The 25,572-nt window shown below is 62.1% G+C and carries 26 protein-coding genes; 7 read left to right on the top strand and 19 right to left on the bottom strand.

Annotated features, from left to right (window positions below):
- Window positions 1–44: 44 nt before the first annotated feature.
- Window positions 45–1,382, top strand: coding sequence for a lytic murein transglycosylase (locus tag IFT99_RS16295; RefSeq protein ID WP_065988369.1), 1,338 nt, complete (start codon window positions 45–47; stop codon window positions 1,380–1,382).
- A gap of 85 nt (window positions 1,383–1,467) precedes the next feature.
- Here IFT99_RS16295 and lipA read toward each other — a convergent pair whose 3' ends face one another.
- The 12 genes from lipA to IFT99_RS16235 form a co-directional block, all read right to left on the bottom strand.
- On the bottom strand, window positions 1,468–2,529 hold the full coding sequence (lipA, locus tag IFT99_RS16290; RefSeq protein ID WP_065988370.1) for a lipoyl synthase: 1,062 nt from the start codon (window positions 2,527–2,529) through the stop codon (window positions 1,468–1,470).
- A 1-nt stretch (window position 2,530) separates the two neighbouring features.
- Entirely contained in the window at window positions 2,531–3,178 is a 648-nt protein-coding gene (lipB, locus tag IFT99_RS16285) for a lipoyl(octanoyl) transferase LipB (RefSeq protein WP_192133528.1), read from the bottom strand.
- Window positions 3,178–3,453 carry a DUF493 domain-containing protein gene (locus tag IFT99_RS16280; RefSeq protein WP_065988372.1) on the bottom strand — a complete coding sequence of 92 codons (276 nt, stop codon included), beginning with the start codon at window positions 3,451–3,453 and terminating at the stop codon, window positions 3,178–3,180. The genes lipB and IFT99_RS16280 overlap by 1 nt, the downstream gene beginning before the upstream one ends.
- Before the next feature lie 98 nt (window positions 3,454–3,551).
- Complete coding sequence (locus tag IFT99_RS16275) at window positions 3,552–4,712, bottom strand: D-alanyl-D-alanine carboxypeptidase family protein (RefSeq protein WP_192133526.1); 1,161 nt, start codon at window positions 4,710–4,712, stop codon at window positions 3,552–3,554.
- 195 nt (window positions 4,713–4,907) lie between these two features.
- Entirely contained in the window at window positions 4,908–5,951 is a 1,044-nt protein-coding gene (locus IFT99_RS16270) for a septal ring lytic transglycosylase RlpA family protein (protein ID WP_065988374.1), read from the bottom strand.
- Entirely contained in the window at window positions 5,951–6,961 is a 1,011-nt protein-coding gene (mltB, locus tag IFT99_RS16265) for a lytic murein transglycosylase B (protein WP_192133524.1), read from the bottom strand. Before mltB ends, IFT99_RS16270 begins: the two co-directional genes overlap by 1 nt.
- 17 nt (window positions 6,962–6,978) lie before the next feature.
- Window positions 6,979–8,082 (bottom strand): rod shape-determining protein RodA, encoded by a 1,104-nt coding sequence (gene rodA, locus IFT99_RS16260; protein WP_065988478.1) that lies wholly within the window; start codon window positions 8,080–8,082, stop codon window positions 6,979–6,981.
- Between the two features lie 31 nt (window positions 8,083–8,113).
- A complete protein-coding gene (gene mrdA, locus IFT99_RS16255) occupies window positions 8,114–10,012 on the bottom strand; it encodes a penicillin-binding protein 2 (protein ID WP_065988376.1) in 1,899 nt (632 codons plus the stop codon).
- A gap of 31 nt (window positions 10,013–10,043) precedes the next feature.
- Window positions 10,044–10,511 (bottom strand): 23S rRNA (pseudouridine(1915)-N(3))-methyltransferase RlmH, encoded by a 468-nt coding sequence (gene rlmH / locus IFT99_RS16250; RefSeq protein WP_065988377.1) that lies wholly within the window; start codon window positions 10,509–10,511, stop codon window positions 10,044–10,046.
- A gap of 9 nt (window positions 10,512–10,520) precedes the next feature.
- Window positions 10,521–10,940 carry a ribosome silencing factor gene (gene rsfS / locus IFT99_RS16245; protein WP_065988378.1) on the bottom strand — a complete coding sequence of 140 codons (420 nt, stop codon included), beginning with the start codon at window positions 10,938–10,940 and terminating at the stop codon, window positions 10,521–10,523.
- A gap of 66 nt (window positions 10,941–11,006) precedes the next feature.
- On the bottom strand, window positions 11,007–11,651 hold the full coding sequence (nadD, locus tag IFT99_RS16240; protein ID WP_167355788.1) for a nicotinate-nucleotide adenylyltransferase: 645 nt from the start codon (window positions 11,649–11,651) through the stop codon (window positions 11,007–11,009).
- A gap of 82 nt (window positions 11,652–11,733) precedes the next feature.
- Window positions 11,734–13,008 carry a glutamate-5-semialdehyde dehydrogenase gene (locus IFT99_RS16235; RefSeq protein ID WP_192133522.1) on the bottom strand — a complete coding sequence of 425 codons (1,275 nt, stop codon included), beginning with the start codon at window positions 13,006–13,008 and terminating at the stop codon, window positions 11,734–11,736.
- A 527-nt stretch (window positions 13,009–13,535) separates the two neighbouring features.
- On the opposite strand from IFT99_RS16235, the gene IFT99_RS16230 reads away from it, so the two are divergent.
- Genes IFT99_RS16230 through IFT99_RS16220 form a run of 3 tightly spaced genes read left to right on the top strand, consistent with a single transcriptional unit; the run spans window position 13,536 to window position 15,709 of the window.
- Complete coding sequence (locus IFT99_RS16230) at window positions 13,536–13,712, top strand: hypothetical protein (protein ID WP_192133520.1); 177 nt, start codon at window positions 13,536–13,538, stop codon at window positions 13,710–13,712.
- Window positions 13,705–14,388: a DNA-3-methyladenine glycosylase gene (locus IFT99_RS16225; RefSeq protein ID WP_192133518.1), complete on the top strand. Its 684-nt coding sequence runs from the start codon at window positions 13,705–13,707 to the stop codon at window positions 14,386–14,388. Before IFT99_RS16230 ends, IFT99_RS16225 begins: the two co-directional genes overlap by 8 nt.
- A gap of 4 nt (window positions 14,389–14,392) precedes the next feature.
- The gene (locus IFT99_RS16220; RefSeq protein ID WP_192133515.1) at window positions 14,393–15,709 is read left to right on the top strand and encodes a bifunctional DedA family/phosphatase PAP2 family protein; all 1,317 of its coding nucleotides are present in this window, start codon (window positions 14,393–14,395) and stop codon (window positions 15,707–15,709) included.
- A gap of 57 nt (window positions 15,710–15,766) precedes the next feature.
- Here the strand turns inward: IFT99_RS16220 and IFT99_RS16215 are convergent, their stop codons facing one another.
- Genes IFT99_RS16215 through IFT99_RS16205 form a run of 3 tightly spaced genes read right to left on the bottom strand, consistent with a single transcriptional unit; the run spans window position 15,767 to window position 17,443 of the window.
- Entirely contained in the window at window positions 15,767–16,357 is a 591-nt protein-coding gene (locus IFT99_RS16215) for an LON peptidase substrate-binding domain-containing protein (protein WP_065988382.1), read from the bottom strand.
- Between the two features lie 10 nt (window positions 16,358–16,367).
- A complete protein-coding gene (locus tag IFT99_RS16210) occupies window positions 16,368–17,078 on the bottom strand; it encodes an LrgB family protein (RefSeq protein WP_192133651.1) in 711 nt (236 codons plus the stop codon).
- Window positions 17,079–17,080: 2 nt separating this feature from the next.
- Window positions 17,081–17,443 carry a CidA/LrgA family protein gene (locus tag IFT99_RS16205; protein ID WP_065988384.1) on the bottom strand — a complete coding sequence of 121 codons (363 nt, stop codon included), beginning with the start codon at window positions 17,441–17,443 and terminating at the stop codon, window positions 17,081–17,083.
- A 196-nt stretch (window positions 17,444–17,639) separates the two neighbouring features.
- On the opposite strand from IFT99_RS16205, the gene IFT99_RS16200 reads away from it, so the two are divergent.
- From IFT99_RS16200 to IFT99_RS16190, 3 genes are all read left to right on the top strand, one after another.
- Window positions 17,640–18,095, top strand: a complete 456-nt coding sequence (locus IFT99_RS16200; protein ID WP_065988385.1) for a MaoC family dehydratase — start codon at window positions 17,640–17,642, stop codon at window positions 18,093–18,095.
- 171 nt (window positions 18,096–18,266) lie between these two features.
- Window positions 18,267–19,961, top strand: a complete 1,695-nt coding sequence (locus IFT99_RS16195) for a C13 family peptidase (protein ID WP_192133514.1) — start codon at window positions 18,267–18,269, stop codon at window positions 19,959–19,961.
- A gap of 202 nt (window positions 19,962–20,163) precedes the next feature.
- Window positions 20,164–20,805, top strand: coding sequence for an oxidoreductase (locus tag IFT99_RS16190; RefSeq protein WP_192133512.1), 642 nt, complete (start codon window positions 20,164–20,166; stop codon window positions 20,803–20,805).
- 138 nt (window positions 20,806–20,943) lie between these two features.
- Here the strand turns inward: IFT99_RS16190 and IFT99_RS16185 are convergent, their stop codons facing one another.
- The 4 genes from IFT99_RS16185 to IFT99_RS16170 all read right to left on the bottom strand — a co-directional run bounded on the left by IFT99_RS16185 (window position 20,944) and on the right by IFT99_RS16170 (window position 25,483).
- Complete coding sequence (locus IFT99_RS16185; RefSeq protein ID WP_192133510.1) at window positions 20,944–21,231, bottom strand: YceK/YidQ family lipoprotein; 288 nt, start codon at window positions 21,229–21,231, stop codon at window positions 20,944–20,946.
- Entirely contained in the window at window positions 21,224–21,853 is a 630-nt protein-coding gene (ubiX, locus tag IFT99_RS16180) for a flavin prenyltransferase UbiX (protein WP_065988388.1), read from the bottom strand. Before ubiX ends, IFT99_RS16185 begins: the two co-directional genes overlap by 8 nt.
- Window positions 21,850–23,199, bottom strand: coding sequence for a UDP-N-acetylmuramate:L-alanyl-gamma-D-glutamyl-meso-diaminopimelate ligase (gene mpl / locus IFT99_RS16175; RefSeq protein ID WP_192133509.1), 1,350 nt, complete (start codon window positions 23,197–23,199; stop codon window positions 21,850–21,852). Before mpl ends, ubiX begins: the two co-directional genes overlap by 4 nt.
- A gap of 373 nt (window positions 23,200–23,572) precedes the next feature.
- The gene (locus tag IFT99_RS16170) at window positions 23,573–25,483 is read right to left on the bottom strand and encodes a sigma-54-dependent Fis family transcriptional regulator (protein ID WP_192133507.1); all 1,911 of its coding nucleotides are present in this window, start codon (window positions 25,481–25,483) and stop codon (window positions 23,573–23,575) included.
- Window positions 25,484–25,572: the final 89 nt, after the last annotated feature.

Raw genomic sequence — 25,572 nt, 5'->3', positions numbered from 1 at the left:
ATGTTAAGGTCTGCACCTTCCGGTTTAGCCCTGTGGACCCCAGAATGCCCCCAAGCTTTCCCCGTCGCTGGCACCTCCGCCAGTTGATCGCCGCTTCCAGCCTCTTCGCGCTGGTTGCCTGTGCCGAGCAGCCTACCGCTGCCGTTGCCACCCCGCTCCAGGCCGCACCCGCGGCGCAAGTCGTCAAAAGTCTGCCCGTGCCCTCCGGCGCTGTTGCGCAACCTGACGACGGCAACTTTGAAATCCAGCCCGCAATGACCTTCAGCGAGTGGCAGAGCCAGTTTCGTGCTCTCGCGCTGAACGCGGGTGTGCGCCCGGAGGTGTTTGATAACGCATTTGCCGGCGTCACGCCGGACATGAGCGTGGTCAAGGCCGATCGCAGCCAGCCGGAGTTCAGTCGTCCGGTGTGGGAATACCTCGACGGCGCCATGTCCGCCGTGCGTGTACGCAAGGGTCAGGCCCTGCTGAATCAATACGCCGACGCGCTGAGCGCCATCGAGCAGCGTTATGGCGTCGATCGCCAGGCACTGGTCGCCGTGTGGGGGATGGAGAGCAGCTTCGGTCAGTTCCAGGGCACGCAGTCGGTGATTCGCTCGCTGGCGACGCTGGCCTATGAGGGACGCCGACCACAGTTCGCCCAGGATCAACTGATCGCCGCGCTGCAGATCATTCAGCACGGCGACATCGATGCGCCGAGCATGCTGGGCTCCTGGGCTGGCGCCATGGGCCAGACGCAGTTCATACCGACGACCTACAACACCCACGCGGTGGATTTCGACGGCGACGGTCGCCGTGATATCTGGAACTCCCCCACCGACGCACTGGCCTCCACTGCACATTACCTGCAAAGCTCGGGCTGGCAGAAAGGCCAGCCCTGGGGATTCGAAGTGCAGCTGGCTCAGGGGTTTGACTACGCCCTGGCGGACGCCTCAACGCGCAAATCCATCGGCGAATGGCAGCAGCTGGGCCTGAAGCTGCCGAGCGGCTCTGCGCTGCCGGCCAATCTGCTGCAACAACAAGCCGCCTTGCTGCTGCCTGCGGGCTATAAAGGCCCGGCCTTTCTGGTGATGGATAACTTCCGCGCCATCCTGAAGTACAACAACTCGTCGTCCTATGCGATGGCGATCGGCTTGCTGTCCGAACGATTCAGCGGCGGCGGTTATGTGCAGGGAAGCTGGCCGCGCGGTGATCGTCCGCTGAGCCGCACCGAGCGGATCGAGCTGCAGACGCTGCTCTCGGCCCGACAGTACGACGCAGGCGCGCCGGACGGGATCATCGGCGCCAACACGCGCAAGGCGATTCGCAGCGCGCAGCAATCCTTTGGCTGGCCGGCGGACGGGTACCCGACCCAGGAATTGCTGCAGCAGTTACGCCAGCCTTAACTGCGCAGAATGAAACGCAACACAAAAAAACGGGCCGGATATTTCTATCCGGCCCGTTTTGCTTTCTGCGTCAGCGACGCCGTGATCAACCCGCCGTGAGCAGCGACTTGACCAGCTTGGCTTGCTCGTCCGCATGGTACGAGGAGCGGACCAACGGGCCGGAGGCGACGTTCTTGAAGCCCATTTTGTAGCCTTCTTCGGCGAACCAGTCGAATACGTCAGGGTGCACGAAGCGCTGCACCGGCAGGTGGTTGCGCGACGGTTGCAGGTACTGACCCAGGGTCAGCATGTCGATGTTGTGCTCGCGCATGCGCTGCATGACTTCGATGACTTCTTCATCCGTCTCGCCCAGGCCCAGCATCAGCCCGGATTTGGTCGGCACGTGGGGAACCATTTCCTTGAAACGCTTGAGCAAGGTCAGCGACCACTGGTAATCCGAACCCGGACGCGCGGCCTTGTACAGGCGCGGTACGGTTTCCAGGTTGTGGTTGAAGACGTCTGGCGGCGTCGCGGCGGTGATTTCCAGCGCGATGTCCATACGGCCACGGTAATCCGGGACCAGGGTCTCCAGCTGGACGTTCGGCGACAGCAGGCGGATTTCGCGGATGCAGTCGGCGAAGTGCTGAGCGCCGCCATCGCGCAGGTCGTCACGGTCCACGGAAGTGATCACGACGTACTTGAGTTTGAGGTCAGCGATGGCGACGGCGAGGTTCTTCGGCTCATCGGTGTCCAGCGCCTTCGGACGGCCATGGCCGACGTCGCAGAACGGGCAGCGACGGGTGCAGATGTCGCCCATGATCATGAAGGTCGCGGTGCCGCCAGAGAAGCACTCGCCCAGGTTCGGGCAGGACGCCTCTTCGCACACGCTGTGCAGCTTGTGCTTGCGCAGCAGCGCTTTGATGCGGTCGACTTCCGGCGAGACCGGGATACGCACACGAATCCAGTCCGGCTTCTTCGGCAGATCGACCGTCGGAATGATCTTCACCGGGATGCGCGCGACTTTTTCGGCGCCGCGCAGCTTCACGCCGGCTTCCACTTTAGGACGCGCCACACGCTCAGGCGTGGCCACGTTCACCGTCGGGATCAGGGTTTGTACGGCATTCTCTGTATTCACGACAGTGTCAGCTGCCTCATACGCAGTAGTCATATCAATCGATTCCGCCCGTTAGGGTCGTCTGCTCAGCGTAGTCGAGGTGGTTGACGAGCTGCGCACGCAGCCGGGCACTAACCTCGGCAAATTCAATCGGACCTGCCTGTTCGCGCAGCTGGGTCATTGCCAGCCCCGCATACCCGCAGGGATTTATCCGTTTAAAAGGGTCCAGATCCATATCGACGTTCAGCGCAAGGCCATGAAACGAACAGCCGTTACGGATGCGCAGCCCCAGTGAGGCAATCTTGGCGCCGTCGACGTAGACCCCTGGCGCATCAGCCTTGGCTGCGGCGGTGACACCATAACCGGCCAGCAGGTCGATCAGGCTGTGTTCGATCCGGGTGACCAGGTCGCGAACGCCAAAGCCCAGACGGCGCACGTCCAGCAGCAGATACGCCACCAGTTGGCCGGGGCCATGATAAGTCACTTGGCCGCCGCGATCGACCTGCACCACCGGGATATCCCCCGGAAGCAATAAATGCTCGGGCTTGCCGGACTGGCCCTGGGTGAAGACAGGCGGATGCTGCACAAGCCAGACCTCATCGGCGGTTTCGCGGTCGCGGCCGTCGGTGAAGCGTTTCATGGCCTGCCAGGTGGGCTCGTAGTCGGTCAGACCGAGTTCACGAAAGCCCAGAGCCGCACCCATCACAGCACCATGTGCACGAAGCCGGTGGCCCGCAATTCGCTGTTGATGTCGTAAAGCTGGTCTTGCCCGGTGGCAATGATGTGCAGCTGAACGGTGGTGTACTTGCCGTTGCTGCTCTGGCGCTCGGCCAGGGTTTTCATGTCGACGGTGGCGTGCTTCTCAAGAATCTCGATGACCTTGTCTTTGAAGCCCACGCCCGTGTCGCCGATGATCTTGATGGGATAGTCGGCGCAGGGAAATTCGATTTTTGGCGCTTTTACTTCGGTATCTGTCATGGCAGTAACGGCCTCGTAAGCCGGAAAACGGACAGGCCCCCGGCGCGGTCGGCGACGGGGGCGTACGGAGCAACGGTCAGCTTTTGATCAATCGTTGATCAGTTGAACAGACCGTAGAAGAACAAGCGGATGCTATCCCACAGGCGGCGGAAGATACCACCCTCCTCGACGGCGTCCAGAGCGATCAGGTTGGCACTGTGCACGACCTTGTCGTCCAGCTTGACCTCAACCTTGCCGATGACGTCGCCTTTGGCGATCGGCGCAACCAGCTGTGGATTCATGGTCATGCTCGCGGCCAGCTTCTTCAGCTCGCCTTTTGGCATGGTCATGGTCAGGTCTTCAGCCAGACCGGCTTTGACTTGACGCTCTGTGCCTTTCCAGACCGGCGCCTGAGCCAGTTCGGTGCCCTTCTGATAGAAGGTCTGGGTTTCGAAGAAACGGAAACCGTAGGTCAGCAGCTTCTGGGTTTCGGCAGCACGAGCTTGCTCGCTGTTGGTGCCGAACACGACAGCAATCAGACGCATGCCATCACGCACGGCCGAGGACACCATGCAGTAGCCGGCTTCTTCGGTGTGACCGGTTTTCAGACCGTCGACGGTCTTGTCACGCCACAGCAGCAGGTTGCGGTTTGGCTGTTTGATGCCGTTCCAGAAGAACTCTTTCTGCGAGTAGATCGCGTAGTGCGCCGGGTCTTCGTGGATGATCGCGCGCGCCAGCAGGGCCATGTCATGGGCGGTGGCGTAGTGATCAGGGTTCGGCAGGCCGGTCGGGTTCATGAAGTGGCTGTTGACCATGCCCAGGTCGGCAGCGGTCTTGTTCATCAGGTCGGCGAAGGCGTCTTCGCTGCCGGCGATGTGCTCGGAAAGCGCAACGCTGGCGTCGTTACCCGACTGAATGATGATGCCGTGCAGCAGGTCACTGACGGTGACCTGGCTGCCCACTTTGATGAACATCCGCGAACCGCCGGTGCGCCAGGCGTTTTCGCTGACGGTCACCGGGTCGTTTTCGCCGATCTGGCCACGACGGATTTCCAGCGTGGCGATGTAGGCGGTCATCAGCTTGGTCAGACTGGCCGGTGGCAGGCGCTGGTCGCCATTGTTTTCGACCAGAACGTTGCCACTGTTGGCGTCCATCAGCACATAAGCCTTGGCAGCCAGTTGCGGTGGCGATGGCGTCATCTGTTCGACCGCAAACACGGCAGGCGTGGTGAATAGCGGGATAAGCAGGCAAAGGCGTTTTGCAAAGCTGGTGATGTTCATCCGTCTCTCGAAAATGCTAATGGGCAAACATGCCCTTGCGGGCAAAGCGGGTGCCGGGCTACCCCGGCAAACGGGCTCACATTCTACAGAACGTGCCGTGAAAAGCTGCTGACAACGACAAACCCGGTCGGCACGTCGTCGGTCAGGCAGCGAAACGCGCCTCCGTTGCCGGGGCGTTAATCGCTGATGAAAGCGTTACTGGTCCGACGTGACGACGCTTGGCGAGCCGAGATTGGCCGACCTTACGCTGTTTTGCAGCTGCTGGGCTTCACCCGGCGTGTCGACCGGTCCCATCCGCACGCGATAGAGCGTCTGTTGGTTGCGCGCGATCGAACTCACGAACACCGGCGCGCGGACCATCCCGCTCAATTTCGACCTCAGGAGTTCCGCAGCGTCCGGGTTGGCGAACGCTCCCACTTGGAGAAACAGCCCAGACGCTTGTCCGGAAGCGTTTTTTTTTGCGTCGATCGGCACGGGCGTGACCGGAGCGGCGTGTTGCTGCGGCGGTGGCGTCCATTGCTCGATCGTACCGGCCGATGCGGTAATCACCGGCGCCGCTGCCTGCCGAGGCGGCGGATTGCTGCTTGCCACTTGCGGCTGATCCAGCATCAGCGGCGCCGGTTTGCCGCGCTGCGCCCAATACTGAGAAGGGTCGATGCCTTCAACTTTCACCCGTGCGGTGCCGTTTTCGGCATAACCGAGCTTCTTCGCCGCTGCATAGGACAGGTCGATGATGCGGTCCGAATAGAACGGGCCGCGATCGTTGACCCGTAGGATCACGGTGCGGTTGTTGTCCAGGTTGGTCACGCGAACATAGCTGGGCAGTGGCAGCGTCTTGTGCGCCGCGCTCATGCCATACAGGTCATAGACTTCGCCGTTGGCCGTATTTTGCCCGTGGAACTTGGTGCCGTACCACGACGCCGTTCCCGTCTGGGAATAGGTCCTGGAATCGCTGAGGGGGAAATAGGTCTTGCCCAGCACAGTGTACGGGTTGGCCTTGTACGGGCCGGTGTGCAGGGTCGGAATGGCATCGGGGATGCGCGACACATCAACGTCCCACCAGGGCGCGCCGTCTTTGTGCGCCCTGTTGATGTCCAGCCCGGGCTGCGAGCGAATGACGTTGCCCTGCTGCCGCTGCGTCGTTGTCGTCGGGCGGCTGGTCGAGCAGCTGACGATCAGCAACGTCAGCGCCGTGAAGGCCATCAGTTTCAATGGTTGGTGCATCGGCAGTGGCCGCATTACTTGACGTCCCGGGCTTGAACAAGCATTTCAGACAGTTGATGCACGGCCATGGCGTACATCACGCTGCGGTTGTATCGCGTGATTGCGTAAAAATTCTTCAGGCCCATCCAGTATTCAGGGCCTTTGTCGCCATCGAGGCGAAATGCCGTGACCGGCATGTCGTCGCGCAGCGCATCATGACTCGCCCAGCCCAACGCTCGCAACTCCCCAACAGTCTTCACCGGATCGATGCCCGGGCTCAAGCCCTGGTCGACGCGGTCACCGCGCACGTCCGCGCGGCTGACAACCGGCTGGCCGGCCACCCAGCCGTGACGCTGAAAGTAGCTGGCCACGCTGCCGATTGCATCGTCCGGGTCGTTCCAGATGTTGATGTGGCCATCGCCGTCGAAGTCCACTGCATAGGCGCGGAAACTGCTCGGCATGAACTGGGGCAAGCCCATCGCCCCGGCGTAGGAGCCTTTGAGCGTCAGCGGATCGACCTGCTGTTCGCGGGACAGCAACAGGAACTCGCGCAGCTCCTTGCGGAAGAAGTCGGCGCGCTGGGGATAGTCGAACGCCAGGGTCGACAATGCGTCCATCACCCGGTAATTCCCGGTATTGCGGCCGAAAAACGTCTCGACGCCGATGATCGATACGATCACCTGAGCGGGTACGTCGTACTCCTGCTCGGCGCGCGCCAGGGCGGCCTCGTGCTGACGCCAGAAGTCGACGCCCCGGGCAACGCGGGCGTCGGTGAGGAACATCGGGCGATAGTCTTTCCACGGTTTGACGCGTTCGGCAGGCCTGGAAATAGCATCGAGGATTGCCTGCTTGCGCTGCACATCGCGGAACACATCGATCAGTTGTTCACCCGCGAATCCATAATCGCGGGTCATTTCGCTGACGAACTGGGCGACTTGAGGAGAGCCGTCATAGTCACCGGCAAGTGATTCCTGCACTGAGCCGAAGATGCCCATCAGACCGACCAGCGGCGCATATCGAGCAGCCCAGCCACGCACTACTTGCATTGAGTTCTTCACCTTAATCAAACCTGAGCGATCCATTTGCGATGCGTATGGACCGACATCAAAACACCAAACGCTGACAGCAGCGTCACCAGCGAAGTTCCGCCGTAGCTAATGAAGGGCAACGGCACGCCTACGACCGGCAGCAGACCGCTGACCATACCGATATTGACGAAAACGTAAACAAAAAAGGTCATGGTCAGGCTGCCCGCGAGCAGCTTGCCGTAGAGCGTCTGCGCCTGGGCGGTGATCACCAGCCCGCGGCCGATGAGCAACAGATAGATCAGCAGCAGCGCGCAAATCCCGACCAGCCCGAATTCCTCGCCGAGCACCGCAATGATGAAGTCGGTGTGACTTTCAGGCAGGAAGTCCAGGTGCGACTGCGTCCCCATGAGCCAGCCTTTGCCGAACACGCCGCCCGAACCGATCGCCGCCTTGGATTGGATGATGTTCCAGCCGGTGCCGAGCGGATCGCTTTCCGGGTCGAGGAAGGTCAGGATCCGCTGCTTCTGGTAGTCGTGCATGAAGAAGAACCACATGCCGACCGCGACCGGGACCGCTGCCGCCACCACGCTGATGATCCAGCGCCAGCGCAGGCCGGCCATGAACAGCACAAAGGTGCCGGAGGCCAGAATCAGCAGCGAGGTGCCGAGGTCCGGCTGACGCACGATCAGAATGAACGGCAGACCGATCAACCCGAGGCTCACCGCCACGTGCTTGAGGTGCGGTGGCAGCGTGCGCTTGGACAGGTACCAGGCGATGGTCGCCGGCATGATGATCTTCATGAATTCCGAGGGCTGAAAGCGGATGACTCCGGGAATGTTGATCCAGCGCGTCGCGCCCATGGCGTTGTGGCCCATGACGTCCACCGCCACCAGCAGCAGAACGCCGATCACGTAGGCGGCGGGCACCCAGCGGGCCATGAATCGGGGTTCAAGCTGGGCGATGACGAACATCGACACTAGGCCGATGCCGAAGGAGGTCGCTTGCTTGATCAGCAGGTCCCAACTCTTGCCGCTGGCCGAATACAGCACGAACAGACTGCCCGCCGCCAACGTCAGCAGCAGGATCAGCAGCGGGCCATCGACGTGAATCTTCTGCAGAAACGTGGCGCGACGGCGCATCACATCTTCGCTGGACAGGATGCGGTCGAAATTACTCTTCACGGGCCGCGGTCTCCGGAGGCTGTGCATTGCTGGCGTATTCGGGTTTCAGATGGCCCTGAGGATCAAGCAGCCAGGCGTCCATGACCTGCCGCACCACCGGCGCGGCAACGCCCGACCCTGACTCGCCGTTTTCGATCATCACCGCAACGACGATCTTCGGGCTGTCGGCCGGCGCGAAGCCGACGAACAAGGCGTGGTCGCGGTGGCGTTCCTGGACTTTCGAGCGGTCGTACTTCTCGCCCTGCCGAATGGCCACGACCTGGGCCGTACCGCTCTTGCCGGCGATGCGGTACTGGGCACCGATCGCGGCCTTGCGCGCGGTGCCGCGAGCGCCGTGCATCACTTGCTGCATGCCGTGGTTGACCTTGGCCCAGTCAGACGGATCACGCAGGACGATGTCCGGCATCGGGTTGTGGTCCACCGGCTTCTGCCCTTCGACGGTCCTGGCCAGGTGCGGGCGGTTCCATTTGCCTTTGTTCGCCACCAGCGCGGTGGCCTGGGCCAACTGCAGCGGGGTGGCCTGCATGTAGCCCTGGCCGATCCCCAGAATGAGTGTTTCACCCGGGAACCACGCCTGCCGCCGGGTGACACGTTTCCAGTCACGGGACGGCATCAGGCCGGGGGATTCTTCGAACATGTCCAGCGAGACTTTCTGGCCGATGCCGAACTTGTTCAGGTACGCCGACAGCCGATCGATCCCGACCTTGTGGGCCAGATCGTAAAAGTAGGTGTCGTTGGAGCGCATAATCGCCGTGTCCAGATCCACCCAGCCATCGCCGGTGCGGTTCCAGTTGCGGTATTTGTGGTCGTAGTTCGGCAGCATGTAATAGCCGGGGTCGAACACCCGCGTGCTCGCCGTGATAACGCCAGTATCGAGACCGGCAATCGCCACCGCCGGCTTGATCGTCGAACCCGGTGGATACAGGCCCCGCAAAATACGGTTGAACAGTGGGCGGTCGACCGAATCTCGCAGTTCGGAGTACGCCTTGAAGCTGATTCCGGTGACGAACAGATTCGGGTCGAAGCTCGGCTGGCTGACCATCGCCAGCACCTCGCCGGTGCTTGGGTCCAACGCCACCACGGCGCCGCGACGCCCGGCCAGCGCGGCTTCGGCGGCTTCCTGCAACTGGATGTCGAGGCTCAGGACGATGTCCTTGCCGGGCACCGGATCGGTCCGTTTGAGCACGCGCAAGACGCGGCCGCGGGCGTTGGTTTCGACTTCTTCGTAACCGACCTGGCCGTGCAGCTCGGGCTCGTAAAAGCGCTCGATACCGGTTTTGCCCATGTGGTGAGTGCCGCTGTAATTCACGGGATCGAGGCTTTTCAGCTCTTTCTCGTTGATCCGCCCCATGTAACCCACCGAGTGGGCGAAGTGCTCGCCCTGCGGATAGTGACGAACCAACTGCGCCACCACTTCAACGCCCGGCAGCCGGAACTGATTAACGGCGATACGGGCGATTTGCTCTTCGGTCAGCTCGAACAGAATGGGCACCGGCTCGAACGGCCGTCGCCCCTGCTTCATGCGTTTTTCGAAGATGATCCGATCATCCGGCGTCAGCTCAAGCACTTGAACGATGGTGTCAAGCACTTGGGTCCAGTCACCGGAACGTTCGCGGGTCATGCTCAGGCTGAAGCTCGGCCGGTTGTCGGCAATGACCACGCCGTTGCGGTCGTAGATCAGCCCGCGACTCGGCGGAATCGGCTGCACGTGAACGCGATTGTTCTCGGACAGCGTCGAGTGGTACTCGTACTGGATGACCTGCAGGAAATAAAGCCGCGCGATCAGAACGCAGATCAGCACGACGACCGCGACTGCACCGACCACGACTCGGCTGCGCACCAGGCGTGCGTCCTTTTCGTGGTCTTTCAGGCGGATCGGCTGAGACATTTAGGGCAGGTTCACAGTGAAGGCAGCGGCGCTACTTGTGATAAGGGTGACCGGACAGCACGGTCCAGGCACGATAAATCTGCTCGCCGATGAGGATGCGCACCAGCGGGTGCGGCAACGTCAGTGGCGACAACGACCAACGCTGCTCGGCCCGTGCACAGACTTCCGGCGCCAGCCCTTCCGGACCGCCGACCATCAGGTTGACCGTGCGCGAATCCAGACGCCAGCGATCGAGCTCGCCCGCCAGTTGCTCGGTGCTCCAGGGCTTGCCGTGCACTTCAAGCGTGACGATCCGCTCGCCCGGCTGCACTTTCGCCAGCATGGCCTCGCCTTCCTGACGGATGAGGCGTGCCACGTCGGCGTTCTTGCCACGGGTATTGAGCGGAATTTCCACCAGGTCCAGCGCCAGTTCGGATGGCAGACGCTTGGCATATTCATGCCAACCTTCTTCCACCCACTTGGGCATGCGGGAACCGACAGCGATCAGACGCAGACGCACAACGACGCCTTAGGCCTGGTCTTTGTTCAGCTTGTCGAAATGCTCGTGAGCGTTTTCCGGGCTGTGGTGTGCAGCGCTGGCCGAACGGCTCTGCTCGGCACCGGCCCACAGACGCTCGAGGTCGTAAAACTGGCGAGCGGAGGCGGTCATCATGTGAACAATGGCGATGTCCAGGTCCAGCAGCACCCAGTCGCTGTCGCCCTTGCCTTCTTCGCCCAGCGGCTTGAGGCCCTGCTTTTTGACTTCTTCGCGGACCTTGTCGAGCATCGCGTTGATCTGGCGATTGGAAGTACCGGTCGCGATGACCATGTAATCAGTGATGCTTTGTTTGTCACGAACGTCCAGCACCTGGATATCCTGGGCCTTGACGTCTTCCAGGGCAGCCCTGATCACTTCGATGATTGGGTTTACAGCGCGTTTGTCAGTCATAAAAAACTCTTTTAACTCGTATGTTTGGGCGTTTCTTCGCGCACTTGGCTGCGTAGCAACACACCTTCAGTTCGACGCACGGTACAGCCCGTGCGTATCGATATAGGCCAGTACCGCGTCTGGCACCAGAAAACGTACCGACTTACCGCTGGCCAGCAGTTGACGGATCTGGGTGGCAGACACCGAAAGCGGCGTCTGCCAGACGAACGTAATCTTTCCGCCGGGCCCCTTGAGGGCCTTTGGATCACTGACGGCACGTCCCGCGAGCAGATTTCGCATCGCATCCGGGGACTCGCTGTCGGCGTCCGGGCGTTGCAGCACCACGATATGGCAGTGCTCCAGCAACTCTTCCCACCGATGCCAGGAAGGCAGCCCGCAAAAGGCGTCCCAACCCAGCAATAAAAATAGCTGGTCATCGGCGGCGAGTTCCGCGCGCATCGATTCCAGCGTGTCGATCGTGTACGACGGCTTGTCGCGCAACAGCTCGCGATCATCCACCGTCAAGGGTGGCACCCCGGCGACCGCGCACTGCACCATCGCCAGACGGTCCTGCGCCGACACGCTCGGCGTGTCGCGATGAGGCGGTCGGGCGCTGGGCGTCAGGCGCAGCTCATCGAGTTCCAGCAGTTCGGCGACTTCCAGTGCGCCACGCAAGTGGCCAATGTGCACCGGGTCGAACGTGCCGCCGAGTATGCCGATGCGCTGTGGCACCCGTGCCGTGTTCAGCGGAACCGCAATCGGATCGGCCATTGCCTGCGCGCCGCTTCCTGAAGCCTGACCGACGTGGGCCAAGTCAGACCGGCCCCTGCCCGCGCAACTGCGTGCCGTCGCCGACAACGATGTATTTCTCGCAGGTCAGGCCTTCAAGCCCCACGGGACCGCGCGCGTGAATCTTGTCGGTCGAAATGCCGATTTCCGCACCCAGGCCGTATTCGAAACCGTCGGCAAAACTGGTGGGCGCGTTGACCATCACCGAACTCGAGTCGACTTCAGCCATGAAGCGGCGAGTCTGGGCTTGCGAGTCGGAGATGATGGCGTCGCTGTGATGCGAGCCGTAGTGATTGATGTGTTCGATGGCTTGGTCCAGACCGGTGACGATGCGGATCGACAGGATCGGCGCAAGGTACTCGGTGTGCCAGTCGTCTTCGGTGGCCGGCAAGACATCGATCAGGTCGCGGGTGCGCTCGCAGCCGCGCAGTTCGACGCCTTTCTCGCGAAACTGGGTAGCCATGGGAGGCAGAAACTCTGCGGCGATGGCTTGATCGACCAGCAGGGTTTCCATGGCGCCGCAGATGCCATACCGGTAGGTCTTGGCGTTGAAGCTGATGCGCTGGGCAGCGGCCAGGTCGGCATGGGCACTGACGTAGACGTGGCAGATGCCGTCCAGGTGTTTGATGACCGGGACTTTGGCATCACGGCTGACGCGTTCGATCAGGCCTTTGCCTCCACGCGGCACGATGACGTCCACGTACTCCGGCATGGTGATCAGTGCGCCAACGGCGGCACGGTCGGTGGTTTCGACGACTTGTACGACGGCGGCAGGCAAACCTGCGTCATCAAGGCCGCGCTGGATGCAGGCGGCGATGGCGCGGTTGGAATGTATGGCTTCGGAGCCGCCACGCAAGATGGTGGCGTTGCCGGATTTGAGGCAGAGGCTGGCGGCGTCGATGGTTACGTTGGGACGCGACTCATAGATGATGCCGACGACGCCCAGTGGCACGCGCATTTTGCCGACCTGGATGCCGGAGGGCTGGAAGCTCATGTCGCGCAGGGTGCCGATGGGGTCTGGCAGGCTGGCGACCTGGCGCAGGCCGGCGATCATGCTGTCGATGCGGGCCGGGGTCAGGGAGAGGCGTTCGAGCAGAGCGGGTTCGAGTCCATTGGCGCGGCCAGCGGCGAGGTCCTGTTCGTTGGCGGCGGTCAGCTCGGCACGGGAAGCGTCCAGCGCGGCAGCGGTGGCTGCGAGGGCGCGGTTCTTCTGTGCGGTGCTGGCACGGCCGATCACGCGGGAGGCTTCGCGGGCGGCGCGACCCAGGCGGGTCATGTAGTCAAGAACGGACTCAGTCATGGTCTCGGGGGTCTTGGCAAATGGGAAAGCGGCGGATTATAGCTGTCGGGCGTGCTGAACGACAGCGGCGACAGGCGGATGGTCGGAATAAGGAGGTTTTGTTCAGTGAACCAGGCCCACCGAGCGTGGATTCCGCCTAACGACGGAACTGTTTCGCCTTCGGCGAGTTACTTGGAAAAGCACCCCAAGTAACCAAGGGTGCCTGCTCCCGGTTGGGCCCGACTTCGTCGGGTTCCTTCACTCCGGTCTCGCTCCGTGGGCCCGCGCCGAACGGACATCCATGTCCTGACGGCGCTCTCGCCGCATCCCTGCGGCTCGGCCCACTGCGCGAGACCTGCGTTCAGCCTGCACCCAAGTCGCGTTTGGCGGTGTCTGGGCTTTTTGTGTATGGAGATCAAGATCAAAAGCGCGTTTAGGCAGATCAAGAGCTTCCCGGCTGAAGCCGTTCCTACAGGGATCGCCGCCGGTCTCACTGGCGGGACGCGATGCTTTTTAGTGGGACCGGCTTTAGCCGGGAAGGCGCACGTGTGGGCAATGAGATTTTTGATCTGCTCCCCGTTGGTAGGGGACTGATTTATTTACAGCGCTTCACCGTAAATCAATCTGTCCCCGGCTTCGCGCCCACCCTCACCCATTCAGCTCCAATTAAGGCCGATGTTGATATGATCGCGGTCCATTCTCTGACTGCCGTTGTTTATGCCTGACCAATCGCCACGCGCCCTGCCGGACAGTTTTTTTCATCGCGACGCGCAGACGCTTGCCCGGGAGTTACTCGGCAAGGTCATTCGTCACAAGGTCGACGGGGTGTGGTTGTCGGCCCGGATTATTGAGACGGAGGCGTATTACGTGGCCGAGAAAGGCAGTCATGCGTCCCTCGGTTACACGGAAAAACGTAAAGCTTTGTTTCTGGAAGGCGGGCACATTTATATGTATTACGCCCGCGGCGGTGATTCGCTGAATTTCAGTGCGGAGGGCCCGGGCAATGCGGTGTTGATCAAATCGGCCTATCCCTGGGTCGATGCGGTGTCCGATGAGAACGCCCTCGCCCGCATGCTGCTGAACAATCCCGACGCCAGTGGCAACGTGCGCACGCCCGAGCGGCTGTGTGCCGGGCAGACATTACTGTGCAAAGCGCTGGGCCTGAAAGTGCCGATGTGGGACGCCAGGCGCTTCGATGAAGAGCAACTCTTTGTCCAGGACGTGGGTCAGCGACCGCCGCGGATTATTCAAACCACGCGCCTGGGCATTCCCGCCGGGCGTGACGAGCACCTGATGTACCGGTTCGTTGACGCCGCCTATGCCCGCTTCTGCACACGGAACCCGATCAGACGCGGGCAAGTCGAAGGGCGCGACTATATTCTCATCGAGCAAGGAAACTGAACCCATGGGCGCATGGCTCGACAGCATCACTTCTTGGCTAAGCGCCAACCCTTCCTGGCTCGGCGCGGCGATTTTTATCGTCGCGTTCATCGAATGCCTGGCGATTGCCGGCATCGTCGTCCCCGGCACCGTTGTGCTGTTCGCGATTGCCGCACTGGCCGGCAGCGGGATACTCCCATTGAGCGAAGCGCTTTTGCTGGGCTTCCTCGGCGGTATCCTGGGCGACCTGGTGTCGTACTTCCTCGGCCGGCGCTTCCATCCGAGGATTCGTCAATTGCCGGGTCTGCGCAGTCACCCGGAGTGGATCGGCGGCGCCGAGACCTACTTTCAGCGCTACGGCATTGCCAGCCTGCTGGTCGGCCGCTTCATCGGCCCGCTGCGCCCGATGCTGCCGATGGTGGCCGGGATGTGCGACATGCCGTTCGTGCGCTTTGCCGGCGTCAGCCTGATCGCCGCGGCCGGATGGTCCGTGGCCTATATTCTGCCGGGCTGGGCGACCGGTGCTGCGATCCGCCTGCCGCTGCCGGAAAACTTCTGGCCCCAGGCTGCCGTGGTGGGCGGCGGGCTGGCGCTTCTGCTGGGCATCAGCATCCAAAGCAGCCTGCGACAAAAGCCCTACGCGACGAAAGTTATCGCCCTGACCTGCTTCATTTTGCTGGCAAGCGTTTTCCTGGGCTGGCCGTACCTGGCCGATTTCGATCAGGGCATCATGACTGTGGTGCAGGCCAGCCGGAGCGCTGCAGCCGAGAACTTCGTGGTGATGGTGACGGGCCTGGGGGATTTCCGGACTCAGTTCTGCGCGGCCGCCCTGCTGACCATCCTGCTGGTCGTCACGCGGCAATGGCGCCATGCAATCTTCGTGATCGGCACCACCCTTGGCGCGGCGCTGATCAATCAGAGCATGAAATACACCTTCGCCCGCGCACGGCCTGAGGTCCTGACGGAGGCCCTGGGGACTTACAGCATGCCGAGCGGACATGCCTCGGCCTCGTTTGCGCTATTCATGTCGCTGGCGGTGCTTGCCGGCCGGGGTCAGCCGGTTCGGCTGCGATTGACCTGGCTGCTGCTGGGCGGGATTCCGGCGCTGGCGATCGCCATGTCTCGGGTGTATCTGGGTGTGCACTGGCCGACGGATGTCACGGCCGGGATGCTGCTGGCGTTTTTCACCTGCGCCGCGAGCCTTGCGTTCGTGCAGAACAAGAAGCCGTTGGAGGCGCTGCCAATCAAGGTGTGGTGGCTGGTGCTGCCGGCGATGGTGGCGCTGTTCGGCGGGTTCGGCCTGCACTCGTTCCCCCACGGTTTGATCCGCTACCAGTACTGACGCGACGTGCATGCGGCCCGGCGGGGTAACGAGCCGGGCTGCGAGCAACATCTATCTTCAGGCCTGCATGTCGCCCTGCATTTCGTCGAGCAGGTCCTGAATCGCATCAAGCCGTTCTTCGGCGTCTTCGATTTCCAGCAGCTCGATCTTGTCTTCTTCCGCGAACGGCAACAGGTACGCCAGTTGATTGGCCAGCGAGTGCTGACCGCTGGCGGTGAGGCCCATGTTCAGCGCGGCCACCATCGGGTGTTCAGCCAGCGCAGCGAGCAACGCGACCAGATCGTCGTCCTCTTCCTGCAGCGGTTGCTCCTGGGGATCGTCCAGCCACTCGACCTCGCCGACCAGCAGGTTGTCGCGCTGGGTGCTGTAGTCCTTCACCCGAAAGCGTCGAGCCCCCACAACGCGAATGCCGAGCAGGCCGTTGTCCTGCTTCTGGAAATCGGTCACCCGTGCTTCGCAGCCGATCAGCGAGAAACCGTCCGGCACGTCGCCCGTCTCACTGCCTTCAGTGATACAGACCACGCCGAAGCCTTCGCCCTGCTTCATGCAGCGGCCAATCATGTCGAGGTAGCGCGCCTCGAAGAGCTGCAGATCGAGCACGCACCCCGGGAACAGCACGGCATTCAGTGGAAACAACGGCAACGACATAAACCCATCCTCAAGCAACCAGAGACACCGCCAACGGCAGGAACAAGGCCGTGGCGACACCCATCAAACTCATTGCCAGCGCCGCGAATGCGCCGCATTCCTCACTTTCCTGCAGGGCCGCCGACGTACCCACCGCGTGGGCCGTCAGCCCGAGGGCCATGCCTCGCGCTTCCGGGCTGGTTACCCGCGCCAGGGTCAGCAGACCGGGGCCGAATATGCCGCCGATCACCCCGGTTATCAACACAAACACCGCGGCCAGCGCCGCCACGCCGCCAATCTGCTCGGCGACGAGCATGGCGATCGGCGAGGTCACGGACTTGGGCGCCATGGTCATCAGGATCATGTGATCGGCGCCGAGCATCCAGCCCAGCCCCACGCACAGCCCGGTGGCCAGCACGCCACCCACCACCAGCGTAGTCAATACCGGCCAGAACAGTTGCCGGATGCGCCGCAGATTCAGATAAAGCGGCACCGCCAACGCAACCGTGGCGGGGCCCAGCAGAATGCTGAGGATTTCAGTGCTCTTGCGGTACTCGACGTAGGACAGTCCGCAGCTCACCAATACGCCAATCACCACCAGCATGGAGATGAGCACCGGTTGCAGAAACACCCAGCGGGTTTTCTCGTAACCGGCCAGCACCAGTTGATAAGCGCCCAGCGTGATGGCGATGCCGAACAAGGGGTGATGAATCACCGACAGCCAGGCGCCGTGCCAGTCCAGACTCATGATGGCTCCCGGCGATTGGCCTGACGGTCGATGAGTTTCTGCATCAGCCAGCCGGCGAAGGTCAGCGAGACCATCAGAGAAATCACCAGCGAGCCGACGATCGCCCAGAAATCTTCGGCGATCTGGTCCGCATACACCATCACGCCCACGGCAGGCGGTACCAGCAGCAGCGGCAGGTAGCGCAGCAGGCTGCTGGCCGCCAAACTGATGGGTTCGCTGACTTCGCCGCGGGTCATCAGGTAGATCATCAGCAGCACCAGCCCGATGATCGGGCCGGGCAGGATCGACAGAAACAGGTGATTGAGCGCGGTTCCGATCAGTTGGAACAGCACAAGCCAGGTCAGGCCTCTTAGCAACATAGAAAACTCCAGCAGATTCGCGCCGACATTATAGGCACGCCACCCGCTCTGCCTATGGGGTGGCATTCGCCAGTTGAGGGAACGTTGACCCGCGCGGTGCGGCGTGCTGATCTTCAGTGCCAAGCAATAACAGCGCCGACGCCACGCTGCCTGTGAAGATCGCGCGCAAAAAAAATAACTGACAAGGAGAGTAGCGATGCCCCACGTACCCGTTGCAGAACTCAAACGCTATGAAGGCAAGGACTTGGGATGCTCCGAATGGCTGACCATCGATCAGGCGCGGATCAATCTGTTTGCCGAGGCCACCGGCGACTTTCAGTTTATCCACGTTGATCCGGTGAAAGCGGCGCAAACCCCGTTCGGCTCGACTATCGCCCATGGCTTTCTGTCGCTGTCGCTGATCCCCAAGCTGATGGAGTCCCTGATGGTCGTGCCCGAAGGCATGCAGATGGCGATCAACTATGGCCTGGACAGCGTGAGATTCATTCAGCCGGTGAAAGTGAATTCGCGCGTTCGTCTAAAAGTCACGCTGGCGCAGGTCACCGAAAAGAAGCCCGGCCAATGGCTGCTCAAAGCCACGGCAACGCTTGAAATCGAAGGCCTGGACAAGCCCGCGTTCATTGCTGAACCGCTTTCGCTGTGCTTCGTATAACCCCGCCGTCCCTCTACAAAGCCTCTGCAAACCTTCCAGAAACATGAAACAGTCGTAACAGACTGTTTCATGAGCGTTCCTCGCTGCGGCATACTCGCTGCGGCTGTGTGAGCGACTCGATACACGTACGCGATCAGATCACGCCGAAACATCTTTTTTTCGGGATTTACCATGCGCGCGTTTGCTCCTTTGGCCCTGACCTTCCTTCTTACCGCTTGCGGCGACGGCGAATCGCTGTTGCCCCCGGACGCTCGCCTGCCCGACGGCGGACGCTATCGCGGCGACGTGATCAATGGCGTGCTGCAAGGCAAGGGCCGGATCGATTACCCCAATGGCAGCTGGTACGCCGGGGAATTCAAGAGCGGGCAATGGAACGGCCAGGGCGAATGGCACGCCAGCAACGGTGACGTGTACCGCGGCGGTTTTCAGGACGGGCTTTTCCATGGCCAAGGCTCGCTGACGACCAGCGCCGGCAGTTACGTCGGCGGCTACAAGCTGGGGCGGCGCGACGGGGAAGGCACGCTGAAAGAGCACGGCATGAGCTATCGCGGCGAGTTCAAGGCCGACCTGTACGACGGCGCCGGTCATCTGGAACTGGACGACGGCAGCGAGTATCAGGGCCAGTTCGCCCACGGCAAACCCAACGGCGAAGGCCAGCGCAACGATTCGGCGGGCAACCAGTTCAGCGGCAAGTTCGTCGATGGCCAGCTTGAAGGCACGGGCAATTTCAACAGCGCCGATGGTGACCAGTACGTCGGCGGCTTTCACAACAATCAGCTCAATGGCCGCGGTCGCTACGAAAACGCCGATGGCGATGTCTGGTCGGGGCAGTTCAAGGATGGCGCGTTCACCGGCAAGGGCGAGTTGATCGGCTCCGATGGCACCCGCTATCAAGGGGACTTCAAGAACTGGCGCTTCGCAGGCTCAGGCAGCCTGAAGCTCCCGGACGGCAGCGTGTACATCGGCCAGTTCGAGAACGATAACTATCAAGGCAGCGGCGTGCTGACCACGGCGGACGGCGAAGTCCAGAGCGGCACCTGGTCCAACGGCCAGCGCGTGCGCGATGCGGCCGGAAAGCTGCTGCCGGACCCGCTGGAAATGGGCCTGCTCGCCCAGGGCGCCTTGGTCGAAAAAGCCCTCGCCGCCGTGCCCGCCTCCACGCCGGCCATCGAGCTGTACAGCCTCGTCGTGGGTGGCGATGGCAAGCAGAGCGTGTTTCTGCGCGAGGCCGATTACGTGAACAAGCTGCTCGCCACGCGCTTCGGTGCGTTTGGCCAGATCACGCTGGTCAACCATCGCGATCACATGGCCGATCGCCCGCTGGCAACCCGCGAAACCATCAGCCGCGCCGTGCAGACGTTGGCCAAGCGCAGTGGTCCGGAAGATTTGATCTTCATCTACCTCACCAGTCACGGCACCCATGAACACGAGCTGGTGCTGGATCAGCCGCGCCTGGAGCTGTCCGACCTGCCCGCCAACGAGATGGCCGGCGTGCTGGCGCCGCTGAAGAATCGCGACAAGGTGGTGGTGATTTCCGCGTGCTATTCGGGTGGTTTCATTCCGGCGATCAAGGACGAGCGGACGATGGTGATTACCGCATCCCGTGAGGACCGGGTGTCCTTTGGCTGTTCTGAAGAGGCGGATTTCACCTACTTCGGCGAGGCGCTATTCGGCAAGGCGCTGGTGGAAACCGACGATCTGGTGCAAGCGTTCAATGAGGCAAAAGACATCGTCGCTCAGCGTGAAACGGACGAAAGCTTCGAAGCCTCCGAGCCGCAGATGTGGGCACCGAAAGGCGTGGTCAACCATTGGCGGCAGCTGCGAAAAAGTCAGGCGGAGCGCGCGCTGAATACCGTTCGACGCTGAGTCCCATCGCACCTGATGCAGGACCGGCTTCAACCGGGAAGGGGCCGGGCGGGTCCGCCTGCAAACCGGTTCCGACAGATTGATCCAGGCTCAAGTGCGGGATGCGCGAACATTTCATGTGTTTTTGTGAAACCCTCCCGCTACGCCCGCAGTCTGTTCCGGTACAGCGCCTATGCTTGTGGCGTATCAAGGGAGAAAGATCATGTACTTGACGCCTCAGCACATTTTGCTTGCCGGAGCTACCGGATTGACTGGCGAGCACTTGCTCGACCGCCTGCTCAACGAACCCACTGTCACCCGCCTCCTCGCCCCCAGCCGTCGCCCCCTGGCTGAACACCCACGTCTGGAAAACCCGGTCGGCGATCTCCAGAGTTTGCTGCCCACCCTCGAAGGTCCTGTGGACATCGCCTTCTGCTGCCTGGGCACCACGATCAAACAGGCCGGCTCCCAGGAAGCCTTCCGGGCCGTCGATCTGGACATGGTCGTGGCGTTTGGCAAACGTGCTCGCGAGCTGGGGGCGCGTCATCTGCTGGTGATCAGCGCAGTGAACGCGGACCCGCAATCGAGCATCTTTTACAGCCGTGTGAAAGGCGAGATGGAAGAAGCGCTGAAGCTTCAAAGCTGGCCGCAGCTGACCATCGCGCAGCCGTCGCTGTTGATTGGCGAGCGCCAAGATCAACGGTTTGTGGAACAGCTGGCCGCGCCGATTGCCAAGTTGATCCCTGGCAAATACGGCGGCATCGAAGCCTGCAACCTCGCCCGCGCGCTGTGGCGCCTGGCGCTGGAAGAGCAGGAAGGGGTGCGGGTTGTAGAGTCGGATGATTTGCGGCGGTTGGGGAAGTAGCGCCAAGCTGATCCACCTGACGACACAAACGGTGTAGGAGTGAGCTTGCTCGCGATCAGGTTCTGACAGTCACCATTAATGGAACGGTCAGACCGCAATCGCGAGCAAGCTCACTCCTACAGGGATCGCCGTTCTGAGTTACATCCCGCCCGTAGCCTGAAACCCCACGCCCAGCGCGGTGAGGATCGACAACGGCAGCAGCAGCGTGTCGAGCAGCGCGCTACCGGGCAGGTCAAGCATCGGGTATTTCGGCGCCTCGGTGCCGAAGCGATCCTTCTCGCAGCAGCCCCCTTCGATGGCGTACAGATCCAGTCGCGTGCCGGCATAAACGACCGGTGCGCCGGGCTGATTGGCGTCGAGGGTGCGCACGGTCGAGCAGCCTGTCGTCAGCAACAGGCCCAGCGCAAGGACAACGAGCTTATTCATCGGCGCCAAAATGATGCTCGCCCCAACGCGGCAGCATGTCCTGCGGGATGTTGAGCAGATTCAGAATCCGCGCGACGACGAAATCCACCAGATCGTCGATCGTCTGCGGCTGGTGATAGAAACCGGGCGACGCCGGCAGAATCACCGCGCCCATGTTCGACAGCTTGAGCATGTTCTCCAGATGAATGCTGGAGAACGGCGCCTCGCGGGGCACCAGGATCAACTGCCGGCGCTCCTTCAACGTCACGTCCGCAGCGCGCTCGATCAGGTTGTTGCAGGCGCCTGTGGCAATGGCCGACAAGGTCCCGGTCGAACACGGCACCACGACCATCGCACTCGGCGAACCTGAACCGGACGCCACCGGCGACATCCAGTCTTCCTTGCCGTACACGCGAATCTGGCCCGCTGTCGCGCCGGTGTATTCGTTGAGGAAGGCCTGCATCATCTGCGGTTTGGGCGGCAGATTGACGTCGGTCTCGGTGGCCATGACCAACTGCGCGGCCTTGGAGATGAGGAAGTGCACTTCGCGGTCCTCGCGCACCAGGCAGTCCAGCAGGCGCAGGCCGTATTGCGCGCCGGACGCGCCGGTCATCGCCAGGGTAATGCGTTCCGGGCCGCTCATTGCAGGGCCTCCGCGAGTTTGCCGTGCAGGCCGCCGAAGCCGCCGTTGCTCATGATGACCACGTGGGTGCCGGGCTCGGCCTGGTTTTTCACAAGCTCGATGATGCCGTCGAGGCTGTCGCACACCAACGATGGAATGGTGCACTCCGCGGCGGTTGCCGCCAGATCCCAACCCAGATTGGCCGGCGCATACCAGACCACCTGATCGGCCTGGACGACGCTTTCCGGCAGGCCGTCGCGGTGGGCGCCGAGCTTCATGGAGTTGGAGCGCGGCTCGACGATGGCGATGATCGGCGCATCGCCAACCTTTTTGCGCAGTCCATCCAGCGTGGTAGCGATGGCGGTCGGGTGGTGGGCGAAGTCATCGTAGATGGTGATGCCGCGCACTTCGGCGACCTTCTCCATGCGCCGCTTCACGCTCTTGAACGCACTCAGCGCGTCGACGCCCTGCTGCGGCACCACACCAACATGGCGGGCAGCGGCGAGGGTCGCCAAGGCATTCGCCACGTTGTGCTGGCCGGTCATGCCCCAATCGACGACGCCTTGGACCGCACCTTCAAACAGCACTTCGAATTTTGAGCCGTCTTCGCTGAGCAGGTTCGCCTGCCATTGACCGCCTTCTCCAGTGGTCTGCACCGGCGTCCAGCAGCCCATTTGAATCACGCGCTCAAGGGCGGGCTCGGCGGTCGGGTGGATGACCAGGCCTTCGCTCGGGATGGTGCGCACGAGGTGGTGGAACTGCCGTTCGATGGCCGGGAGATCCGGAAAGATGTCGGCGTGATCGAATTCCAGGTTGTTGAGGATGGCGGTGCGCGGGCCGTAATGGACGAACTTGGAGCGCTTGTCGAAGAAGGCGCTGTCGTATTCATCCGCCTCGACGACGAAGAAGGGCGTATCGCCCAGGCGCGCCGAGACATCGAAGTTCTGCGGCACGCCGCCAATCAGGAAGCCCGGGGCCATGCCAGCGTGTTCCAGCACCCAGGCGAGCATGCTGCTGGTGGTGGTTTTGCCGTGGGTGCCGGCGACGGCCAGTACCCAGCGACCGCGAAGGACGTGATCGGCCAGCCATTGCGGCCCTGAAACGTAGGGCAGGCCCTTGTTCAGGACATGCTCGACCGCGGGATTGCCGCGCGACATGGCGTTGCCGACCACCACCAGATCCGGTGCCGGTTCGAGGTGCGAAGGGTCGTAACCCTGCATCAACTGAATGCCCTGCGCTTCGAGCTGCGTGCTCATCGGCGGGTAGACGTTGGCATCGGAGCCCGTGACTTTATGGCCCAGATCCTTGGCGAGCACCGCCAGCGAACCCATGAACGTGCCGCAGATACCCAGAATATGAATGTGCATGACCGACCTCTTAGAACATGGGCCGCAGGTTAGCGTAGAAGGCAGTGGATGCGCACGGGGGAATTGAGGGTGCTCGATCAGACTGGTTGAAGGGGACTGATTTATTTACAACGCTTCACCGTAAATTAATCTGTCCCCGCTTCAGACAGTGCCCCCTGCGGTGTGACGCCTGGCGCCTTCCCGGCTAAAGCCGGTCCCACTAATTGACCGCGATCCCCCTATAGGACTGGCTTTAGCCGGGAAGACGTCAGATCGCACACTGCAGAATTGATGGCGCTCACGCCGGCCTCTTCCCGGCTGAGCCGGTCCTACAGGGGACCGCATGCACACGCAGAATTGCGAGCGTTCACACCGGTTTCATCCACTCAGAACCTCAGCGGTTGATCCCATGCTTGCGCAGCTTTCTGTACAGCGTATTGCGGCTCACCCCCAATTCCCGGGCGGCGTGGGTCATGTGCCAGCGCTGGGTGTCCAGGGTGGCGATGAGCGCTGCGCGTTCGGCGTTGTCCAGCGGCGAGTGGACCTCAACGGGCTTTGTCTGCGCACTCACCTGCCGAATCGCTGCCGGCAGATCTTCATAACCAATCCGCCCCTCGTCACACAGCGCCGCCAGGGTCCGCAGCACGTTGCGCATCTGCCGCACGTTGCCGGGCCAGTTAAAGTCGAGCAGCGCCTGCCTCGCCTTCGCCTCAATCACAATCGAAAGCCCATCCGCCTCTTGCTTCAGCAACAACTCCAGCAACTGCGCCTTATCACTCCGCTCTCTCAACGGCGGCAAGGCGATTTCCAGGCCATTAAGCCGATAAAACAAATCCTCGCGAAAGCTGCCGTCCTCCACCCGCTCCAGCAGGTTCCGGTGGGTCGCGCTGATCAGTCGTACATCCACCGCTTGCGGCTCGCCGCCAATAGGCACCACCAACCGATCTTCCAGCACGCGCAATAACCGTGTCTGCAAGGCCACCGGCATGTCGCCGATCTCATCCAGAAACAACGTGCCGCCATCGGCCTGTTGCAGCTTGCCGCGCATGCCTTCCTTGCGCGCGCCGGTAAAGCTGCCGCCGCGATAACCGAACAGCTCGCTCTCGATCAGGCTTTCCGGAATGGCCGCGCAGTTCAGCGCCACGAACGGCTTGGCGGAGCGCTGACTCGCCTGCTGCACTGCCTTGGCAAACGCCTCCTTGCCAGAGCCGGTTTCACCGTTGATCAGCAACGGCACGTCGCGCTCGAATACCTTCAGCGCCCTGCGGAAATCAGTTTGCAGCGACGCATCGCCCAGGCAGATGTCGTGCGAAGAAAACGGCACAGCCAACGTGCTGACCACCGGCGCAACAAGGCCCTTCAGCTCGGCACGCGATTGCCCACGCAATACGGCGAAGAATCCCCGCCCGTCCCGCGTGCGCAGCGGCCAACTGGCGGCGGCGTCCGGCGAAGCGCGGCTCAGCAGCTCATCCAGCGAGCAGTCAAACAACGATTCCACGCCCTGCCCGACCAGTTCGTCACGGCTCAAGCCGAGCAGATTCAGCGCGCTCTGGTTCAGCGCATTGACGCGGCCCTCGCCGTCTAACGCCAACAGCCCTTCGCTGAACAAACCGACCGCGCCAGCCTGAAGATGAAAACGCAGGAGCCACTGACCGTCGAAATGACGCAGGAAGTAGCTGCTTTCGATCATCTTCGCCGACAGATTCACCAGCGCCATGGTGTGAAACTGGCTCTGGCGGGACACGTCATGACGCGCCGATGAGACGTCCAGCACCGCAAGCAGATCGCCATGGGGATCGAACACCGGGCTCGCCGAACAAGTGAGGCCGGTGTGACGGCCGCGAAAATGCTCGTCGCGATGGATCGTCACCGACTGACGCTCGACCAGGCAGGTGCCGATGCCGTTGGTGCCCTCTCGCGCCTCGCTCCAGTCGGCGCCCAGCCAGAGGCCGGCGCGCTCAAAAATCCGTCGATCCCCTGGCTCGGTCACGCAGTTGAGGATGATCCCGCGCGCATCAGTCAGGAGCACCGCACTGCCGCCGGCAAGCTGACGGTGCAGGCTGTTCATCTCGTCGCCGGCGATGGTCAGGACCTGCTGCAACTGCTCGCGACTCTCCAGCACGCGCGCATGCTCCAGCACGGTGGGCGCCATCGCTTGCGCGGGGTCGAGGTGGTAATCCTCCAGGCACCGCAGCCAGGAGCGGGCAATGGAAGGGTCGGCGCCGGGGCCGTATTGATGGGGGATTTTGCCTTGAGTAACGGTCAGCACTTGTTCGGCGTGACGCGTCAGGTGATTGCTGTGCATTTTTATTGTTCATCCTGAGCCAGGGCTCTGCGGAGGATTTGCCGATCAGCATCCTCCTCGCCCGGACTCATTGCAATGCTGCGAAAGGC

Origin of the sequence: Pseudomonas sp. CFBP 8772 (assembly GCF_014841665.1) — a bacterium.
Taxonomy (GTDB): domain Bacteria; phylum Pseudomonadota; class Gammaproteobacteria; order Pseudomonadales; family Pseudomonadaceae; genus Aquipseudomonas; species Aquipseudomonas graminis_B.
The sequence above is the reverse complement of the archived record's forward strand: the minus strand, read 5'-3'. Positions and strand labels throughout refer to the sequence as shown.

Bases quoted from the DNA above. Each gene is read 5' to 3' on its own strand.
- IFT99_RS16295 (WP_065988369.1), top strand. From the start codon at position 45: ATGCCCCCAAGCTTTCCCCGTCGCTGGCACCTCCGCCAGTTGATCGCC.
- lipA (WP_065988370.1), bottom strand. From the start codon at position 2,529: ATGACTACTGCGTATGAGGCAGCTGACACTGTCGTGAATACAGAGAAT.
- lipB (WP_192133528.1), bottom strand. From the start codon at position 3,178: ATGGGTGCGGCTCTGGGCTTTCGTGAACTCGGTCTGACCGACTACGAG.
- IFT99_RS16280 (WP_065988372.1), bottom strand. From the start codon at position 3,453: ATGACAGATACCGAAGTAAAAGCGCCAAAAATCGAATTTCCCTGCGCC.
- IFT99_RS16275 (WP_192133526.1), bottom strand. From the start codon at position 4,712: ATGAACATCACCAGCTTTGCAAAACGCCTTTGCCTGCTTATCCCGCTA.
- IFT99_RS16270 (WP_065988374.1), bottom strand. From the start codon at position 5,951: ATGCGGCCACTGCCGATGCACCAACCATTGAAACTGATGGCCTTCACG.
- mltB (WP_192133524.1), bottom strand. From the start codon at position 6,961: ATGCAAGTAGTGCGTGGCTGGGCTGCTCGATATGCGCCGCTGGTCGGT.
- rodA (WP_065988478.1), bottom strand. From the start codon at position 8,082: ATGCGCCGTCGCGCCACGTTTCTGCAGAAGATTCACGTCGATGGCCCG.
- mrdA (WP_065988376.1), bottom strand. From the start codon at position 10,012: ATGTCTCAGCCGATCCGCCTGAAAGACCACGAAAAGGACGCACGCCTG.
- rsfS (WP_065988378.1), bottom strand. From the start codon at position 10,940: ATGACTGACAAACGCGCTGTAAACCCAATCATCGAAGTGATCAGGGCT.
- IFT99_RS16235 (WP_192133522.1), bottom strand. From the start codon at position 13,008: ATGACTGAGTCCGTTCTTGACTACATGACCCGCCTGGGTCGCGCCGCC.
- IFT99_RS16225 (WP_192133518.1), top strand. From the start codon at position 13,705: ATGCCTGACCAATCGCCACGCGCCCTGCCGGACAGTTTTTTTCATCGC.
- IFT99_RS16220 (WP_192133515.1), top strand. From the start codon at position 14,393: ATGGGCGCATGGCTCGACAGCATCACTTCTTGGCTAAGCGCCAACCCT.
- IFT99_RS16215 (WP_065988382.1), bottom strand. From the start codon at position 16,357: ATGTCGTTGCCGTTGTTTCCACTGAATGCCGTGCTGTTCCCGGGGTGC.
- IFT99_RS16205 (WP_065988384.1), bottom strand. From the start codon at position 17,443: ATGTTGCTAAGAGGCCTGACCTGGCTTGTGCTGTTCCAACTGATCGGA.
- IFT99_RS16200 (WP_065988385.1), top strand. From the start codon at position 17,640: ATGCCCCACGTACCCGTTGCAGAACTCAAACGCTATGAAGGCAAGGAC.
- IFT99_RS16195 (WP_192133514.1), top strand. From the start codon at position 18,267: ATGCGCGCGTTTGCTCCTTTGGCCCTGACCTTCCTTCTTACCGCTTGC.
- IFT99_RS16190 (WP_192133512.1), top strand. From the start codon at position 20,164: ATGTACTTGACGCCTCAGCACATTTTGCTTGCCGGAGCTACCGGATTG.
- IFT99_RS16185 (WP_192133510.1), bottom strand. From the start codon at position 21,231: ATGAATAAGCTCGTTGTCCTTGCGCTGGGCCTGTTGCTGACGACAGGC.
- ubiX (WP_065988388.1), bottom strand. From the start codon at position 21,853: ATGAGCGGCCCGGAACGCATTACCCTGGCGATGACCGGCGCGTCCGGC.
- mpl (WP_192133509.1), bottom strand. From the start codon at position 23,199: ATGCACATTCATATTCTGGGTATCTGCGGCACGTTCATGGGTTCGCTG.
- IFT99_RS16170 (WP_192133507.1), bottom strand. From the start codon at position 25,483: ATGCACAGCAATCACCTGACGCGTCACGCCGAACAAGTGCTGACCGTT.